Here is an 18231-nt window from a genome sequence, read left to right on the forward strand (position 1 = left end):
AAATGATAAAAGTTATGATTATTGAAGATGATCCTATGGTTAGGTCTATAAATATTCAATTTTTAAATAAGGTAGAAGGTATTAAGCTTGTAAAAGAATGTGGAAGAATAGAAGAAGCTAAAAAGGCTATCATAGAATTAAAAAATCAGATAGATTTAGTTTTAATTGATATTTTCCTACCTGATGGGAATGGTATAGATTTTCTAAAGTGGACAAGAAATGAGAACATAACAGTAGATGCAATTTTAATTACCGCAGATAGAAGTAAAGAGGCAGTAAGAGATGCATTTAAGTATGGAGCTATGGATTATTTAATTAAGCCCTTTAGATTTGATAGACTTAAGGAAGCTTTAGAGAAGTATAGGACCATTAAGAAGGAGCTCTATGCTATGGATGAGTTAGACCAAGAGCATATAGATAGTTTTATGCTTAGCAAAACTACAAAGTGTAGTGAATCATCTATGCCTAAGGGGATAAATATTAAAACCTATGAAAGTATTATTAATTTTCTCTATGAGAATCCAAATGAAAAATTAACTTCTGAAGAAATTGCTGATAAAATAGGACTTTCAAGAGTTACAGTAAGAAGATATTTAGAGAAGTTATATGAGGAAAACAAGGTAGATAAGATTTGTGAATATGGAAAGATAGGAAGACCTACTAATTATTATATGTTATTAAATTCATGAACAAAATGAACAAAATAAACAATAAGACCAAATTATTGCTGTAAAGATATATCCCCCTTATACTTTTAATTGTTGAATGAAAACAATTTAGTTATAAGGGGGATAAACTTATGAAGAAAAAGGTGCTTGCATTAGTGTTAAGTGCACTTATAGCAATTCCAACATTCGGTATGATAGGATGTGGAAGTAAAAGCGAAACAGCTGATATTGTTGTAATTGGAGCAGGTGGAGCAGGGTTATCTGCAGCTGTTCAAGCAAAACAAGAAGGTGTAAATAAGGTAGTTCTTTTAGAAAAGATGCCTATAGTAGGTGGTAACACTAACAGAGCTACAGGTGGATTAAATGCTGCTGAAACTGACCAACAAAAAGCTAAAGAAATTGAAGATAGCATAGAGCAAATGATTAAAGATACTATGAAGGGTGGATATGATAAAAACAATCCTGAATTAGTAGAAAAGCTAGCAAATGAAGCTAAGGATGCAGTTAAATGGTTAACTGATATTGGAGCTGACCTTTCAGATGTTGGTAAGATGGCAGGTTCAACAAATTATAGAACTCACAGACCAACTGGAGGAGCAGCGGTAGGTGCTCACTTAGTAGATACTTTAAAAGTAGCTGCTGATAAGGAAAAGGTAGACTTAAGATTATGGAATGAAGCTAAAGAAATAATCCTTGATAAAGATGGAAACGTTGAAGGGGTTAAGGCTACAGATAAAGAAGGTAAGGAATATACAATTAAAGCTAAGGCAGTTGTAATTGCTGCTGGTGGATTCTCTGCAAACCAAGAAATGGTAGTTCAAAAGAAGGCTGACCTTAAAGGATTTGCTACAACTAACCATAATGGTGCTACTGGTGATGGTATAAAACTTGCAGAAGCAGTTAATGCAGATTTTGTTGATATGGCAGAAATTCAAACTCACCCAACAGTTGTTCCTGATAAAGCAGTAATGGTTACTGAAGCTGTTAGAGGAAATGGTGCAATATTATTAAACAAATCAGGTAAGAGATTTATAAATGAATTATTAACTAGAGATGTTGTTTCTAAAGCTATATTAGAACAAGATGATAAGGTTGCTTACCTTTTCTTTGATGAAGGTTTAAGAAAGAGCTTAAAGGCTACAGAAGAATACTTCAACATGGGACTTGTTACAGAAGCAGATTCTGTTGAAGAATTAGCTGAAAAGCTAGGAATAGACAAGGCAACTATGAAAGCTTCAGTAGATACATATAACAAGGCAGTATCTTCAAAGGTTGATAGTGAATTTGGAAGAGAAGATTTACCAAGACAATTAAACCAAGGTAAGGTTTATGCAATTCCTGTAACTCCAGCTGTTCACCATACAATGGGTGGAATTAAGATAAATACAAATGCTGAAGTTATAAACAAAGATGGAAATGTAATTAAAGGATTATTTGCTGCAGGTGAAGTTACTGGTGGAGTACATGGTGGTAACAGACTTGGTGGTAATGCTTTAGCTGATATTGTTGTATATGGAAGAGTTGCAGGTAAGAATGCTGCTGCTTTAGTAAAATAGTAAGGAGAAATAGATATGAAGAAGAGATTAGTTTCATTAATAGCTACAGCTATATTAACAGCTGGTGTTCTTGTTGGATGTGGAGGTGGAAAGTATACAGATGGTACTTACACTGGTGAAGCTCAAGGAACTTCAGGAACAATTAAGGTTGAAGTTAATGTTGAAAAAGGTAAAATTTCTACTGTTGAAGTAGTTGAACATAAAGAAACAAAGACACTAATTGATGGAGTTAAGGATAATATGATTCCAGAAATTATTGAAAAGCAAGGAACTGAAGGCGTTGAAGCTGTAAGTGGTGCTACAAATTCCTCAAAGGGTGTTTTAGAAGCAGTAAATAAGGCACTTGAAGGAGCAACTAAGTAATTAAAATTCACAAATCCCTTTATTCAAATATTGGAGCTGACTTTATGGTCAGTTCCTTTTTATATTTTTATTTGACTTACTCTTATCTTTATGGTTAATAGAAAATACTAAAAACTCTGACAAGCAGAGTTTTTTTATAACTATCTATTCAAATTTGTTTTGAATAAGATACCCCAGTTTTACACCATGTTGCAAAATGTTCACAGTTATTTGCAAATAGGCTATAACGCCTTTCTCCAATTCTAGATAGAGCTCTTTTTACCGTCTCTTTACCATTAAATCCATCAGGGAAAACACAAACTTCATATCCCATAGAACCATTTAGGAATTTTCTTAAACTTGTTGCATGAATACATACATTTCTACCAAAATCTCCACCAAAGGATGCATAATGAATTACTGTATTATCACTTATATATACACCATAATGTCTATATAGCCCCCTATTTACACTTATAATATCACCAAAATTAGCTCTTTTCTTTTGAAAAAAGTAGTTAATATTCTTCATTTTCTCACCAACTTTTTATTTGTTCTACAAGTAAAGAATAAGAGGTTTACTAAGTAATTGGCGAATCTTGTAATATATAATATGCAATTTACATATTTGGGGTTATTGTTATTGTTAAAAAAAGTGTATGATAGTATAATTATTTTGTAAAGAAAGGGTGATTGTATGGGTATTTTTGGTAAAAAAGAATCTTGCATGGTATGCAATAAGGTAGGGGCTAAAATTGCCATATTTAATGGATTCATTTGTAAAGAATGTTATGATAAAAGTTATGACTATTTAAGTAATAGTGTAAATATTTCACAAAGAAGAGTAAGAGAGATAGAAGATGCAATCTCAAAATACGTTTTGAATCAAGAGGAATTAAATAAATTTAAAGGAACTAAGAAGATTGGAACATACATAGAGATAGATGAAGAAAATCAGATGTTCCAAGTACTAGATAGTTTTGGTAAACATATTAAAGATGCAGTGGTATATAGATATGGTGATATAACAAGATTTGAATTAGTTGAAGATGGTTTTGTTATTAATAAAGGTGGTTTAGGGCAACCTCCAATTGAAAATATAAATGGACAAACTACTAATGCTTTTGTAAATAGCTTAAAGCTAAGACTATATTCCTCTAATAAAAACAAGGGAAATAAAGAGATAAAAATTGTAGCTAGTGAACTAAATATACATTCAAATTTATATAACTCTATTTATGGTACTGTAAAAGAGCTTATGCAATTTCTTGAGAGTACAATAAATTCAGAAAACAATTCTTTATATTCTTCAGATGATATGGATCTTAATAATGAACTGTCTACAGTAGATGAAATTTTAAAGATACAGGGATTGCTTGATTCAGGAGTAATAACACAAGATGAATTTGATAAGATTCAAAGTAGACTATTAGGGTTTTAACAGGGATTGAGGGGGTAAATATGGATATTTCTTTAAAAATTATAGTTTTTTTGTTAGTTATATGGAGTATATTGGGGATATTTTTTATAGGTTCTTATGCCTTAATTTTTACGCCTATTTGTTTAGGATTAGGATTCTTATTAATGGGACAAAGCGATATAATTTATGAACTAAGATTGCTAAATAAGAAAAAGACTCAAGATTAACCTTGGGTCTTTTATTTTTGGATAAAATATATACCTATAAATATGAAATTTTAGGTAATACTATTCTTATAACTAAGTTTAGGAAGTGGTAATAATATGTCTAAAAAAACACAGATTGCGGTGGCATTGGCTGTTACTTTACCCTTAATACTAGAGGAACCAATAGCTTTTTGGGGATTGCTTGCTTCAATTGTGCCTGACTTATCTCAAATATTAATTAAAAGAAAATCATTAACACATTCACTTATATTTTTAGTTTTAAGTACTTTACTGGTTGCTATTATAAATTTAAACATAGCTATAGTTTGGTGTATAAATTATATGTTACATATATTTCTTGATTGTTTCACTACAGAAGGTGTTCAATTTTTTTATCCAAGTAAAAAAATATATGGTGTAAGAATAATAGAAAGTAATAAAAAAGATGATGTATTTATAGGTATATGTGCACTGGCAGTTATATTTATACTATTAATAGTGGGGTATTAAAGTAATAAGAACTCTAAAATTTAGAGTTCTTATTTTTGTTTCTAAATTTCAAAAAAACCAAAAGTTAACAAGTTTAACTAATTAGTGCAAATACGAATAAGGCAACAGGTTATAAACTGGAACTGTATAAATATGTAAATAAGTTTATCTATGATTATTTACATGGATGACAGGAGGGATGTAAATAGGGGGATTGAGAAGGTATTGTATTAATAAAAAACTGGATAAGACTAAAAAGAAAGGAAGGTAAGTATGAAATTTAAGCGTATCATTAATAGTTTACTTAGTGCCGCTATGATAGTGAATTTAATTCCATTTAATGCAATGACAGTTTCAGCTAAAACTTCACCTAACGTAAATTTGGCATTAAACAAGAATGTAATTGCAAGTGCTGAGTACAGTACCATGCCTGCTAGCAATTTAACAGATGAAGATGAGGGGTCTAGATGGTCATCAGAAAGTAAACCAGTTCAGTGGGCATATGTTGATTTAGGTCAGGAAGAAGAGTTAAATTATTTTCGAATGATCTGGGAAAGCAATGAAAATTATGCCTCAAGCTATAATATTTATGTATCTAATGATATTAACAATTGGGGGGACCCAGTAGCTGTACAAGCAGGTAATACTACAAAAATATCTGAAAATTTATTGGAAGAATCTGTAAAAGGAAGATATGTAAAGTTAGAAGTAACTGAACAAAAGGGCTATCCTAACGTTTCTTGCAGTGATTTTAAAGTAATGTTAAAAGATTCATCTATGCCTGATGAGCAAGATCCATCAGAAAATATTGCTTTAGGAAAAGAAGTTTTTGTTAGTGATTCTGAAACAAGTTCTTTAAGTGGAGATAAAGCTGTTGATGGTGATACTACATCAAAAGGATCTCGTTGGTCTGCAACTGGAAAGCCAGCTTGGATTTATGTAGATTTAGGTAAAAAACAAGATATAAAAACAATTAATTTATTTTGGGAAAGAAGAAATGCTACAAAGTATGAAATACAAATAGCTGACACATTAAGTAACCCTATGAATGATAATGACTGGAAAACAGTACAAAGTTTCACTGAAAATCCATCTAGAAAGGATCAAAAAATCATTCTAGATAAAGTATATAATGCAAGATATGTAAGATTATATATCAATGAATATACTGCAGATGATCCTGATGGAATTGTTACATGGAATTCTGTTTCACTTTATGAAATGGAGGTTTATGGGGGAGATACTAAAAAAAGCATCTCTGATATTGTAAATTCTATTAATATTGAATCTCCTAAGAAAGGTGATAAAAAGCTAGATATTTCTAATTTACCAAATGAAGATGGTTTTATTGTTGAATATAATGGTACTGATTATGAACAAGTAATTGGTGAAGATTTAACAATTTATGAACCTATAACTGATGTTACTGTAAACGTCTCATTTAAAGTTACTAATGAAGAGACTAAAGAGTACAAGTTCAAAGAATGCGCTATAAAAGTTCCTGGTAAATATACAAATGAAGAAGGGGAGAATGTTTCTCCAGTTGTAATTCCTGAACTTCGTGAATGGAAAGGAAGCAAAGGAAACTTTACAATTTCAAATTCGTCTAGAATTATTGTTCCTTCAGAACTTAAAGAAATGGCTGAAACTTTTGCTGAAGATTATAAGGCAATGAGCGGTAAAACATTAAAGGTAGTTTCAGGAGTAACACCTAAGGCTGGAGATATTTCTTTTACTTTAACAAAGGATCAATCTAAAGGTTTACAAGATGAAGGATATTTAATGGATATTTCTGATTATATTACAGTAGAAGCTGAAACAGAAACGGGTTCTTTTTGGGCAACAAGAACAATATTACAGATTTTAAAACAAAATAATAATATTACAATTCCAAAAGGAGTTACAAGAGATTATCCACTATACGAAGTAAGAGGATTTATTCTTGATGTAGGTCGTAAGACATTTACTATGGATTATTTAGAACAAATAGTAAAGGAAATGTCATGGTATAAATTAAATGATTTCCAAGTTCATTTAAATGATAACCTAATTCCGTTAGAAAACTATTCTTCTGCTGGTAAAGATCCAATGGAAGCTTATTCTGCATTCCGTTTAGAGTCTGACATAAAAGAGGGCGGTAATAACGGATTAAACAAAGCTGATTTAACAAGCACAGATATGTTTTATACTAAAAATGAATTTAATGAATTCATTAAAACTTCAAGAATATATGGGGTTAATATTGTTCCTGAAATAGATACTCCTGCTCACTCTCTTGCACTAACTAAAGTACGTCCTGATCTACGTCACGGAACATGGGGACGTGATAATGATCACCTTGCTTTAAAAACAAAATATGATGAATGCTTAGAGTTTGTTAAGAGTATTTTTGATGAATACATGATGGGTGAAGACCCAGTATTTGATGACCAGACGATCATTCATGTAGGAGCAGATGAATATAATGCAGATAAAGAATCCTACAGAAAATTTGCAGATGATATTTTAGAGTATGTTCAAGATACAGGAAGAACTGCACGTATATGGGGAAGCTTATCTCAATGTAGAGGTACAACTCCTGTAAGAAGTGAAAAGGTACAAATGAATTTATGGAACTTTGGTTATGCTAACATGGATGAAATGTACGAACAAGGCTTTGATTTAATTAACTGTAATGATGGTAACTACTATATTGTTCCTAACGCAGGGTATTATTATGATTATTTAAATGATAATACTATGTATAACCTACCAATTAATTCTATTGGTGGTGTTACTATTCCTGCTGGTGATGATCAAATGATTGGTGGTGCATTTGCTGTATGGAATGATATGACTGACTATCTTGATAATGGTGTAAGTGAATATGATGTTTATGATCGTATTGGTGTAGCAATGCCATTATTTGCTGCAAAACTATGGGGTAAAAATGACTTATCATTAGATGAAGCAAAAGAAAAAATTAATGAAATTGGAGAAGACCCTAGAGTAAACTTTGATTATGATGTAGAAACAAAATCTGAAAATATTGCACAATATAATATGGACGATTTAAAAGATTCATCATCTAATGGATATAATTTAGCTTCAGGAAGTAATGCGGAAATTAAAGAAGAAGATGGTAAAAACGTTTTAGAGTTAAAGGGTAATGAAAGCTACGTTCAATCTAAGTTAAATACAGTAGGATTGAATAATGATTTACGTGTAAAGGTTAAGCGTACTTCAAATAGTAAAGAAGAACAAATTTTATTTGAATCAGAATACGGTTCTATAAAAGCAGTTCAAAAGGATACTGGAAAAGTTGGTTTCTCAAGAGAAAATTATGATTATTCATTTAATTATGAACTACCTGTAAATGAATGGGTAGAATTAGAATTTAAGAATGAGTTAAATCAAATTTCTTTATATGTAAATGGAAACTTAGTGGATACCTTAGGTGATGGAGAAAAAGTAGAAGGAAGACCATTACTTGCAACTAATATGTTCCCTATGCAATATATTGGAAGCAAAACTAAATCATTTATAGGATATGTAGATGATATAAGATTAGCTAAAAATGCAGAATATGCTTCCACTATGGAATTAGATTATGCAGTATGGAATGCTAGTGAATATTTAAAAGAAAATAAAAACCATAAACTAAGTGCATTAATAAAGGATTCTAAGAAGATATTTACTAAATATAATCCAACATCACAAGAAATTAGCGAAAAAGCTAATGAAATTAATGCAATATTAAAGGATTTAGATTTTGAAAAAGCTGATTATTCTAGAGTAAATGCATATTTATCTTTAATTCCAGAAGACTTATCTCCATATACAGAAGAAAGTGTAAATGTATTGTTATTTGTAAAGAATAGCATTAGAGGAGACTTACCAGCTTCATTACAGTCTACAGTAGATGGATACGAAAAATTATTAGCATCTGCATTAAATGGATTGGTAGCAAAACCTATAAAAAATGTTAATTATATTGATAATTCAATAATTAAAGCTACAGCTTCTAGTTATCAAAAAGATGGATCTGATCCTAAAAATGTATTAGATGATAACACTGGAACTATGTGGCATACAGATTGGAATGTAACTACAATGCCTCATTGGATTGACCTTGAAATGGACGAGCCAACTAAGGTAAATGGATTGACATATGTTCCTCGACAAAGTGGACTTAATGGAACTATTACTAAATACGAGATTCAAGTAAGTGATGATGGTGTTAACTATACAAAGGTTAAGGAAGGAACCCTGGCAAGAAATTCTGAAGCAAAAATTATTGAGTTTGATGCAGTTACAACTAAACATGTAAGATTAGTTGCACTAGAAGCAGTAAATAATAATGGAACAGCTTCTGAAATTAAATTGTATGCAGTGGATGTAAAAGCAGATCTTGAAGGTTTAAATAAACTTATTGCTCAAGCTTCAGCTATTGAAGATCAAGGATTTACAGTAGATTCTTGGAAAACTCTTCAAGATAAGATTGTAGAGGCAAAAGCTTTAGTAGATTCAGAAGAACCAAATGCAAATGATGTTGAAATTATGAAAACAGAATTATCAGTTGCAATGGTTAGTTTAATATTAGAAGACAACACAGTTGAAGTGGATAAATCTCAATTAGAGGATCTATATAATAAGGTTAAGTCCCTAGAAAAGGATGATTATACTGAGGAGAGCTGGAGTTTATTTATCAAAGCATTAGAAAAGGCAAAAAGCGTGTTAAATGATGATTTAGCTACGCAAGAAGCAATTAATAATGCATTCAATGAGTTAACTGATGCTTACGATAAGCTTGTTAAAACAACACCAGAAGAAGAAATCTCAAAAGATGATTTACAAGCTTTCTTAAATAAAATAGAAGGCTTGGATACCTCTAAATATACACAAGCTTCCCTTAAAGTATTTGAGAATGCTGTTAAAAATGCTCAATTGGTATTAGATAATACTAATGCTTCAAAAGAAGAAATTGAAGCAGCATATAATAATCTTGCAGATGCATTATCTAAGCTTGAAGTAAAAGTGGATAAAACTAGACTAATAAAGTTATATAATAAACTTATTAAATTAGAAAAGGGAAATTATACAGATGGAAGCTGGAATAACCTAAAAAATGCTTTAGATTCTGCAAAAACTGTTATTGAAAATAAAGATGCCACAACAGAAGAAGTTGAAAAGGCAATAGCAGAATTGGAAAATGCATTTAACAATTTAAAACAAATAGAAGGACAAAGTGTAGCTACTGGAGATAATGCAAATATAGGTTTATGGTTTGCACTTTTAGTTATATCTGTTGCAGGAGCTTGTTTTGTAGTATTAAAAAAAGAAAATAAAATAAGTTAAAATTTAAATCACTGTATATCTATACTCTGATATACAGTGATTTTTTTTTCATAACCATTAATAATAATACAATTAAAATCACGATCTCCTATTATTAAAAAATAACAACCCTTTATTTTATGCAATAAATTTGTTATAATACATTAGAAATTTGCATGTAAAGGAGAATACTATGTCAGAAGTAAAAAATCTAAAGTATTATATTGAAACATGGGGCTGTCAAATGAATGAAGAAGACTCTGAAAAGCTTTCAGGAATGCTTAAGAGAATTGGATATACAAAAACTGAAGCTAAAGAAGAAGCTTCAATTATTTTATTTAATACATGTTGCGTAAGAGAAAACGCTGAAAATAAGGTTTATGGAAACTTAGGACTACTTAAGAAACTAAAGAAAAATAATCCTGATTTAGTTATAGGTATCTGTGGTTGCATGATGCAACAAAAGGGAATGGCCGACAAAATTTTAAAAGAGTTCCCATATGTTGATATTATCTTCGGTACACATAACTCTTATAAGTTCCCTGAATACTTAAATAGAGTAAAGACTGAAGGGGTTCAAGTTAAAGAAATATTTGACAAAGAAACTGAAATTATTGAAGGTATTCCTGTAGATAGAGAAAGTTCAATAAAAGCATTTGTTACTATTATGTATGGATGCAATAACTTCTGTACTTACTGTGTAGTTCCTTATGTTAGAGGAAGAGAAAGAAGTAGAAGACCGGAAGAAATTGAAAAAGAAATTAAGGAACTTGTAGCTCAAGGCTATAAAGAAATAACTCTTCTAGGGCAAAATGTTAACTCATACGGTAAAGGGCTAGAAGAAGAAATAGATTTTGCTAAACTTCTTAGAAGAATTAACGAAATTGAAGGTCTTGAAAGAGTTAGGTTTATGACATCTCACCCTAAGGACTTAACAGAAGATGTTATTATGGCTATTAAAGAATGTGACAAGTTATGTGAACAAATTCATCTTCCAGTTCAAAGTGGTTCTGATGAAATCTTAAAGAAGATGAACAGACACTATGATAGAGAAAAGTACATGAGCTTAATTAAGAAGATTAAAGAAGAAATTCCAGAATGCTCAATAACAACAGATATTATTGTTGGGTTCCCTGGAGAAACAGAAGAAAACTTCTTAGACACTTTAAATCTTTGCAAAGAAGTTGGATATGATTCAGCGTTTACTTTCATTTACTCAAGAAGAAACCATACACCAGCTGACAGAATGGAAAATCAAGTTCCAGATGATGTTAAGCACGAAAGATTCAACAGATTAGTTGATGTTATTAATAAAGGTGTTATTAATGGAAATAAGGTTTATGAAGGTAGAACTGTTGAAGTTCTAGTTGAAGGGCCATCTAAGAATGATGAAACTAAGTTAATGGGTAGAACAAGAAATGGTAGACTTGTAAACTTCCCAGGAGATTCTTCTATGATTGGTAAGTTAGTTAATGTTCACATAAATAGAGCTCAACCATTCTCATTACTTGGTGAAATAGTTGAATAATTAATTTAATTAGAAAGTAAGAGGAGACCAAAAATCTCTTCTTACTTTTTTTATTCATTATTCATCCATTGTGCAAATAAGATTATTGTAAGAATAAAATTATTTGGAGGATGAGTATGAAAAAATGTATAACTTATGCAATTTTTTGTTTAATTATATTATCATTTGTAGGTTGTGGAGATAATAAAAGGAAGATTGAACCTGAGATAAATAAAAAGAATGTTACATTTAAATTAGATGAGGAAATTAATATTAATGGATATAGTGAGGTGAACAGCATTACTACAGATCTTGATGGTGATGGAGTTGGAGATATCATAAAATTACTTGAGAAAGATAGCAAAGATGAAAAGAAAGCTTATATTCAAATAGTTGATGGAAGTAACCAGAAAACACTTTATGTTAAGGAAGTAGATCCAATGAGCATAGAAATAGTTGATGCTAAAGATACTACTGGAGATAAAGTTATGGATATATTAATAGATGTTAAGGCAGGAGCATCAAGTCATTACTCTCTTCTTTATTTATATAAAGACGGGGAATATGTAGTAGCTGAAGAGGATGTACCTAAGTACGATAAAGGATTTTTAATGGGCAATTCATATTATGTTATGGATATAAAGAGTTACAAGTATTATAAATATAATATTCCTGAAGATAAGAAGAAGTTTTATTTAGATAATGGTTTCTATGATGAGTCTGGAATACCTACAAATAAGCAGGACAATTATACCCAAGAATCTAGCGGTGGGATTTTAAAGGATGTAGACGGAGATAATATATACGAGCTTTTAAACAGGTTCTCTTTAAGGGATGTTTCAATTAATGATAAGATAATTGATGTAGTTGAAATAATGAAGTATGACAATGGTATATTTAAGCTATTAGAGGTTAAAGGCGATGAAAGGAATATTCCTCACTATGACTACAGCGGGCTTTCTATAGAGGATATAAGGCATAGGATTTATGACTATACTGGAAAAACTCAAGATGAAGTAGATTATAAGTATACTGAAGATAATCTAAACCTTCCGAAGAATATAGATAAAGATTATTATAGATTCTATATTATTCATAATAGTCCAGACGGAGGATATCAAGCAGATTCTATAGTTCTTGTAAATAAGATTACACTACAGATGTATAGATATTATGTAGATGGTCAAATATTACCATTGGAGAGTTAATTTTTTGGTTAAATTATGTAACGATATGGTATAATTTAATAAAAAACGAAGTGGAGATAATAAAATGATATACAGCGTTATAAACATGGATATTGTTCATTCGCGTAAAATCAAAAATAGAATAGAAGTTCAAAATATAATTAAAAATTACTTAAAGTCTCTTAGCAACAAGTATGAAGATAAGCTTTTAACTCCTATTACAATTACTTTAGGAGATGAGTGGCAAATAGTTCTTAAGGATATTTCTAAAAGCTATACTATAATCACTGAAATTAATGAGTTTTTAAGTAATTATGGAATAAAAACTTACTCTGGAATAGGAATTGGATCTATAAGCACTGAGGTTTATAATAGAAGCTCTAATATGGATGGAGAGGCTTTTATAAATGCTAGAAATGCTTTAAATCTATCTAAAAAAGGTGGAGGTTTAATTAACTCTAAAGCTAATAGAGTGTTATTAAATGAGTATTTTGTAAGTAGAAATGAGGAAGTAGCAGTTTCCTTAGAAAATGATAATTTAAATAGTAAATTAGATTTAGTAAGTGTAATTAACTCTTTAATTGAAAGTACAGAGATATTACTTAATAAAATAACTCCTAAACAATGGATAGTTATTAAAGGGTATAGGAAAGCTGGTTCCTATAATAAAATGGTTGAAGAAGGCATATCTAATTCAAAGTCAGATATATCTCAAAAGTTAAATTCAGCAGAATTTTTTGTGATAGAGAATAATATAAGGATTATAGAATCTCTATTTGCTCAGTATAAGGAAAGATAACTATGAATTTTACATTGTTTTTAATAGCTTTAATATCACATGTTCTTGGAGATTTTGTTTTTCAACCAGACAAAATTGTAAAAGGAAGGGAAGCTATATGTTTGAAAAATACAAAGGGTTATATCTTATCAGCTAGATATAATCTTATACATGCATTTATTCATACCATAATATTTTTAATTTTAGTATTCATAGTAAATTATACTTCTTTACTTGATTTGAGTAACTATTTACTAAGCGCAATTTTTATTTGGTGTATTCATTTTGTTATAGACTATGGAAAGTGTTTCTATAAATGCAATGTGGACAAGTTACCCTATAAGCTTAGTAATTTATGTCTGTTCATTTTAGATCAGATTTTTCATTTTATAGCTTTATATATTATTTTCATAGTATTTAACAATATAAGCTTTTATGAATTTTTAGAATATATTAATTTTCTTAAAGGTAAATTAGTACCTTATAATAACTTTTTAGCTATATGTTTTATTTTATTGTTTTGTACCTATGAGGTTGGATATTTTTTAAAGTTTTTGTTAAATACCATTACTAGAAGTAATTATGAAGAGGATGAAGGTGCCAAAAATGGTGGTTTTATAATAGGTGTTTTAGAAAGAATTTTTATCATAATATCAGTAGTTTGTACTCAATATGCTTTAATAGCAGTAATATTAACTTTAAAATCAATTGCAAGGTTTAAGAAGTTTTCTGAAGATTACTTTGTAGAATGTTTTATTATAGGTACTTTAGTAAGCTTGGTAACTGCTTATATAGCTGGTCTTCTTATCTATAAATTAATATAAAAAAAATTAGAGCTAAGAGAATATATTATTACTCTTAGCTTTATTTAATTCTTCTCTTGCTTTAATAAAGGCTTCTCCATCAAGGCAATTGGTTGGAAGAGAGAAATCCTTAATAGATATTTCACCAATTCCTATTCCAAAGTAGAAATTAATGTTTGAGGGTAATCCATTCTTGAAGAATCGTTGTATTTCTAAATGAGGACTATTTATAGTCAATAAACCTTCCCATTCATCTCCGCAAGTTATACAAAATGGGCTTAATATATATTCTTTAAAAATTCTATTACACTCTTTTATTAAAGTTATTAGAGTCTTTTGAAGGTCTTCTCTATTTGAAATTTTTCTAGAATCTTTTATATCAAATATCAGAACCTTGTACATATTTCCTCCAGTTTAAGTGCTCTATAGGGTTAAGCTATTTTTATAAACCTTGCATGAGTTAAGTTTATTTTATTAACTAATGAAAGATTTATATAATTTTATTAACCTATTACTTAATAATAATTTATGGATTTAGTGGTGTTTTGCTATTGTTATTAAAATATATCTAATTATAGTAGTTAGACAGAAGAACTTCAGTTCTGTTATTATATAAATAGATTAATCTAAAGAAAATGTGGTGATTTAATGTTAAAGCAAGCCTTAATAGAAGGATTTAATAAAAGTACCTGGGGTAAAAATGAAAAAGATGGGGGAAGAGTATTCAAAAATGATTTGATTTCAGATTTAAATTTTGAGGGAGATAGTGAAAAAATAGTTCTTACTAGTTCAGTTATTTCTGAAGATTTATATAGCCAGTATTCTTGTAAATTAGATATAGATAAAAGGAATAAGGAAGTAATATTTTCTCATTGTAGTTGTAATACCTTTGAAAAGAAGAGTAGTAAGAGTGGATATTGCTGTAAGCATCTTGTGGCTACCTTTTATAAGTTTATTAATTCTTTAGAGGAAAATCCAAGTATAAAGGATGAACTAGGTTTAACTGAAGCTAAAGAGGAACTTATAAAGAAAACAGAAAGCTCTATACTAGATTTACTGCTTGGTGAAGAAAAAAAGAAGGATAAGATAAAGATAGAGGTCATACTTAATAAAATACAGTGGACAGGAAAACTAGGAGCAGAATTCAAAATAGGTCTTGAAGGAATGAAGTCTAACAAGCTATATACACTAAAGGATATCGATGCTTTCTTAGTTGGGCTTTATAATAGAATATCTATTCCTTATGGAAAGGACTTTATATTTAACATAAAGGAACAGCGCTTAACCTCATCAATTAAAAGACTAATAAAGTTTATTGAATTATTAAAAGAAATTGATTTATCCTCTAATTCCTTTAGGAAGGTTAATGAAAAGCTTGTTTCAGGAAAGCAGATTGTTATACCTAAAGCTCTTTTAAGAGAGTTTATGACTATAATAAAGGACTTTAGAGTTTATTTAGGAAGTGGCTTTTATTCAAGATTAATTGAAACAGAAATTTTAGAGGAGAATATCCCTCTTCCTATGAATTTAAGGGATTTAGGTAACTTAATTAAGCTAGAAGCTCCTCGTGGTATTCCAGAAGCCTTAAATGATACTAATGATGTATTTATGTTCAATACTACAATATATTTACCATCATATGATCAGATTGAAGGGATAACTCCATATTTAGAAGCCTTCAACCACGGAAACTCTATATTCTTTACAAGAGACGAAGAAGAAAGAGTTCTTAGAGATTTAATACCTTCTATGCAAAAAATTAGTGATGATATAGAACTATCTAAATCTTTAAGCAATAAGGTAGTTATAGCACCTGTGTCTTTTAAGTTCTATTTTGATAAAAGTGATGATATATTCCTTACATTAAAGGTTTGTTATTATAAGTATGAATTTAACTATTTTCATAATCTAAAGAATAAGGTTATATATAGAGATACTAATAAAGAAGAAAAGGTAATAATAAAACTTAGAGAATTAGGTTTTGAAGAAGTTAATGATACCTTTAGATTTTTTAAGGATGATGAGTACATATTTAAATTTTTTAAAGAGGACATATTAGAGCTTCATGAGTATGGCGAAATATTTTACTCAGATAGATTTACTGGTATAAAAAATCTTTCTTCTAATGCATTTAAGGGTGAAGTTAGAAAAGGTAAGTATGATTATTTTGAATTTAAGTTTAAACTTGGGGATATTAAGGAAGATGAAACAACAAATATTCTAAGGGCATTTAGAGATAGCAAAAAATTCTACAAACTTTCAACTGGTGATTTTTTAGATTTAGAAGAAATAGAACTAAATAAGCTTCTTAAACTACTAGATTCCTTAAATGAAGATAAAGAAATTAGTGAAAACACTATAGAATTTAATAAGAATAAAGGTATGTATGTTGAGGATTATCTACAGGATAATGGAATAACATATGTAAAAGGAAGAAGGGGGCTAAAATCCCTTAAAACTACCCTAGGAAAACTAAAGGGAAAAGAGTTTCCTATTCCAGATAATATAAATGCAAATTTAAGGGAATATCAAAAAATTGGATTTTCATGGCTTAAGACTCTAGATTATTTAGGTTTTGGAGGGATACTAGGGGATGAAATGGGACTTGGAAAAACTCTTCAAACTATAACTTTCCTTGCTTCAAATGAAAAAGCTTTAAGTTTAATAGTAGCTCCAACTTCCTTAGTTTATAACTGGTATAAAGAGTTTAAGAAATTTGCCTCTAACATAAGAGTTGGTATATTACATAGCAATAGGGAAGAGAGAGAAAGTATATTAAAGAATAGAGATAAGTATGATGTTTTAATTACAACCTATAACCTAATAAAGAGAGATATAGATCTGTATAAGGAAATAGAATTTGATTATTGTATTTTAGATGAGGCACAAAATATAAAGAATCCGTCTTCTCAAAATGCTAAGTCAGTAAAAAGTATTAAATCAAAGAATAGATTTGCATTAACTGGTACGCCAATTGAAAATTCTCTTATGGAGCTATGGAGTATTTTTGATTTTATAATGCCAGGATATCTTTATGATGAAAAGAAATTTGCAACAAGATACCATAGAAGACTTGAAGAGGATGAATGTTTAATACAAGACTTAAATAGACTAATTAAGCCATTTATACTTAGAAGATATAAGAAAGATGTTATAAAGGAGCTGCCAGATAAGATTGAAAATAGATTAATAGTTCCCCTTGATGATGAGCAATTAAAAGTGTATTCAACATATGTTAAATATATTCAAGATATAATCGAAAAGAAGGTTCAAGATGATGAACTCTCTAAAAGCAAAATTGAAATATTATCTTATATTACAAAGCTTAGACAGATTTGCTTAGACCCTTCTATTGTTATGGATGATTATAAAGGAGGAAGTGGTAAGATAGATGCACTTTTAGAAACTGTTGTACAAAGTATAGATGAAGGACATAAGATTCTTGTATTCTCTCAATTTACATCAGTACTTAGTAATATTTCTAAAGTATTTAAGGAGAATGAAGTATCACATTACTATTTAGATGGGTCAACTCCAATAAAAACAAGGAATAAGATTGTTGAAGATTTTAATAAAGATGATACTTCAGTATTCTTAATTTCTCTTAAAGCTGGAGGAACAGGATTAAATTTAACTAGTGCAGATATAGTTATTCATTTTGATCCATGGTGGAATCCTGCTGTAGAGGATCAAGCAACAGATAGAGCCCATAGAATAGGTCAAAAGCATGTTGTTGAAGTAATTAAGATGATTTCTGAAGGTACTATTGAAGAGAAGATTATATCGCTTCAAGAAGAAAAGAAAAATTTAATAGACAAAGTGGTAGGTAAAGATATAGAACTTGGTGAAAATATTAGCAACTTAGATGATGAAGATATCCTAGCACTTTTCAAGAGATAAATATTTTGTAGCTGGCTATAAAAAATACAGATAGCCAGCTACTTGTTTTTCGTTTACAA

Annotated in this window: 14 protein-coding genes; 12 read left to right on the forward strand and 2 right to left on the reverse strand. The window is 29.6% G+C overall.

Annotated elements, in window-relative coordinates; genetic code table 11:
* Positions 1-2 precede the first annotated feature (2 nt).
* The 3 genes from G594_RS0106530 (at position 3) to G594_RS0106540 (ending at position 2587) form a co-directional block, all read left to right on the forward strand.
* A complete protein-coding gene (locus tag G594_RS0106530) occupies positions 3-689 on the forward strand; it encodes a response regulator (RefSeq protein WP_027097849.1) in 687 nt (228 codons plus the stop codon).
* A gap of 110 nt (positions 690-799) precedes the next feature.
* Complete coding sequence (locus G594_RS0106535; RefSeq protein ID WP_027097850.1) at positions 800-2224, forward strand: flavocytochrome c; 1425 nt, start codon at positions 800-802, stop codon at positions 2222-2224.
* A 15-nt stretch (positions 2225-2239) separates the two neighbouring features.
* Complete coding sequence (locus tag G594_RS0106540; protein WP_027097851.1) at positions 2240-2587, forward strand: FMN-binding protein; 348 nt, start codon at positions 2240-2242, stop codon at positions 2585-2587.
* Between the two features lie 148 nt (positions 2588-2735).
* Here G594_RS0106540 and G594_RS18480 read toward each other — a convergent pair whose 3' ends face one another.
* Positions 2736-3098 (reverse strand): lecithin retinol acyltransferase family protein, encoded by a 363-nt coding sequence (locus G594_RS18480; RefSeq protein WP_081663594.1) that lies wholly within the window; start codon positions 3096-3098, stop codon positions 2736-2738.
* 165 nt (positions 3099-3263) lie between these two features.
* Between G594_RS18480 and G594_RS19580 the strand changes: the two genes are divergently transcribed.
* From G594_RS19580 to G594_RS0106585, 8 genes are all read left to right on the forward strand, one after another.
* Entirely contained in the window at positions 3264-4007 is a 744-nt protein-coding gene (locus G594_RS19580) for an SHOCT domain-containing protein (protein WP_027097852.1), read from the forward strand.
* A gap of 20 nt (positions 4008-4027) precedes the next feature.
* Positions 4028-4213 (forward strand): hypothetical protein, encoded by a 186-nt coding sequence (locus G594_RS0106555; RefSeq protein ID WP_027097853.1) that lies wholly within the window; start codon positions 4028-4030, stop codon positions 4211-4213.
* Positions 4214-4309: 96 nt separating this feature from the next.
* Positions 4310-4702 carry a metal-dependent hydrolase gene (locus tag G594_RS0106560; protein ID WP_027097854.1) on the forward strand — a complete coding sequence of 131 codons (393 nt, stop codon included), beginning with the start codon at positions 4310-4312 and terminating at the stop codon, positions 4700-4702.
* A 252-nt stretch (positions 4703-4954) separates the two neighbouring features.
* Positions 4955-10018, forward strand: coding sequence for a discoidin domain-containing protein (locus G594_RS18490; RefSeq protein ID WP_051195923.1), 5064 nt, complete (start codon positions 4955-4957; stop codon positions 10016-10018).
* Positions 10019-10190: 172 nt separating this feature from the next.
* Positions 10191-11525: a tRNA (N6-isopentenyl adenosine(37)-C2)-methylthiotransferase MiaB gene (miaB, locus tag G594_RS0106570; protein ID WP_034865963.1), complete on the forward strand. Its 1335-nt coding sequence runs from the start codon at positions 10191-10193 to the stop codon at positions 11523-11525.
* Positions 11526-11641: 116 nt separating this feature from the next.
* Positions 11642-12712, forward strand: a complete 1071-nt coding sequence (locus G594_RS0106575; protein ID WP_027097856.1) for a hypothetical protein — start codon at positions 11642-11644, stop codon at positions 12710-12712.
* A gap of 64 nt (positions 12713-12776) precedes the next feature.
* Positions 12777-13490, forward strand: a complete 714-nt coding sequence (locus G594_RS0106580; RefSeq protein ID WP_027097857.1) for a SatD family protein — start codon at positions 12777-12779, stop codon at positions 13488-13490.
* Positions 13491-13492: 2 nt separating this feature from the next.
* Entirely contained in the window at positions 13493-14293 is an 801-nt protein-coding gene (locus G594_RS0106585; RefSeq protein WP_027097858.1) for a DUF3307 domain-containing protein, read from the forward strand.
* A 12-nt stretch (positions 14294-14305) separates the two neighbouring features.
* Here G594_RS0106585 and G594_RS0106590 read toward each other — a convergent pair whose 3' ends face one another.
* Positions 14306-14674, reverse strand: a complete 369-nt coding sequence (locus G594_RS0106590; RefSeq protein WP_027097859.1) for a SatD family protein — start codon at positions 14672-14674, stop codon at positions 14306-14308.
* Between the two features lie 246 nt (positions 14675-14920).
* On the opposite strand from G594_RS0106590, the gene G594_RS0106595 reads away from it, so the two are divergent.
* On the forward strand, positions 14921-18172 hold the full coding sequence (locus G594_RS0106595) for a DEAD/DEAH box helicase (RefSeq protein WP_027097860.1): 3252 nt from the start codon (positions 14921-14923) through the stop codon (positions 18170-18172).
* Positions 18173-18231: the final 59 nt, after the last annotated feature.

Origin of the sequence: Clostridium paraputrificum AGR2156, assembly GCF_000424025.1 — a bacterium.
Taxonomy (GTDB): Bacteria; Bacillota; Clostridia; order Clostridiales; family Clostridiaceae; genus Clostridium; species Clostridium paraputrificum.

What these genes read in the sequence shown, in the direction of transcription:
- G594_RS0106530 (WP_027097849.1), top strand. Translation starts at nt 3, where the DNA reads ATGATAAAAGTTATGATTATTGAAGATGATCCTATGGTTAGGTCTATA.
- G594_RS0106535 (WP_027097850.1), top strand. Translation starts at nt 800, where the DNA reads ATGAAGAAAAAGGTGCTTGCATTAGTGTTAAGTGCACTTATAGCAATT.
- G594_RS0106540 (WP_027097851.1), top strand. Translation starts at nt 2,240, where the DNA reads ATGAAGAAGAGATTAGTTTCATTAATAGCTACAGCTATATTAACAGCT.
- G594_RS18480 (WP_081663594.1), bottom strand. Translation starts at nt 3,098, where the DNA reads ATGAAGAATATTAACTACTTTTTTCAAAAGAAAAGAGCTAATTTTGGT.
- G594_RS19580 (WP_027097852.1), top strand. Translation starts at nt 3,264, where the DNA reads ATGGGTATTTTTGGTAAAAAAGAATCTTGCATGGTATGCAATAAGGTA.
- G594_RS0106555 (WP_027097853.1), top strand. Translation starts at nt 4,028, where the DNA reads ATGGATATTTCTTTAAAAATTATAGTTTTTTTGTTAGTTATATGGAGT.
- G594_RS0106560 (WP_027097854.1), top strand. Translation starts at nt 4,310, where the DNA reads ATGTCTAAAAAAACACAGATTGCGGTGGCATTGGCTGTTACTTTACCC.
- G594_RS18490 (WP_051195923.1), top strand. Translation starts at nt 4,955, where the DNA reads ATGAAATTTAAGCGTATCATTAATAGTTTACTTAGTGCCGCTATGATA.
- miaB (WP_034865963.1), top strand. Translation starts at nt 10,191, where the DNA reads ATGTCAGAAGTAAAAAATCTAAAGTATTATATTGAAACATGGGGCTGT.
- G594_RS0106575 (WP_027097856.1), top strand. Translation starts at nt 11,642, where the DNA reads ATGAAAAAATGTATAACTTATGCAATTTTTTGTTTAATTATATTATCA.
- G594_RS0106580 (WP_027097857.1), top strand. Translation starts at nt 12,777, where the DNA reads ATGATATACAGCGTTATAAACATGGATATTGTTCATTCGCGTAAAATC.
- G594_RS0106585 (WP_027097858.1), top strand. Translation starts at nt 13,493, where the DNA reads ATGAATTTTACATTGTTTTTAATAGCTTTAATATCACATGTTCTTGGA.
- G594_RS0106590 (WP_027097859.1), bottom strand. Translation starts at nt 14,674, where the DNA reads ATGTACAAGGTTCTGATATTTGATATAAAAGATTCTAGAAAAATTTCA.
- G594_RS0106595 (WP_027097860.1), top strand. Translation starts at nt 14,921, where the DNA reads ATGTTAAAGCAAGCCTTAATAGAAGGATTTAATAAAAGTACCTGGGGT.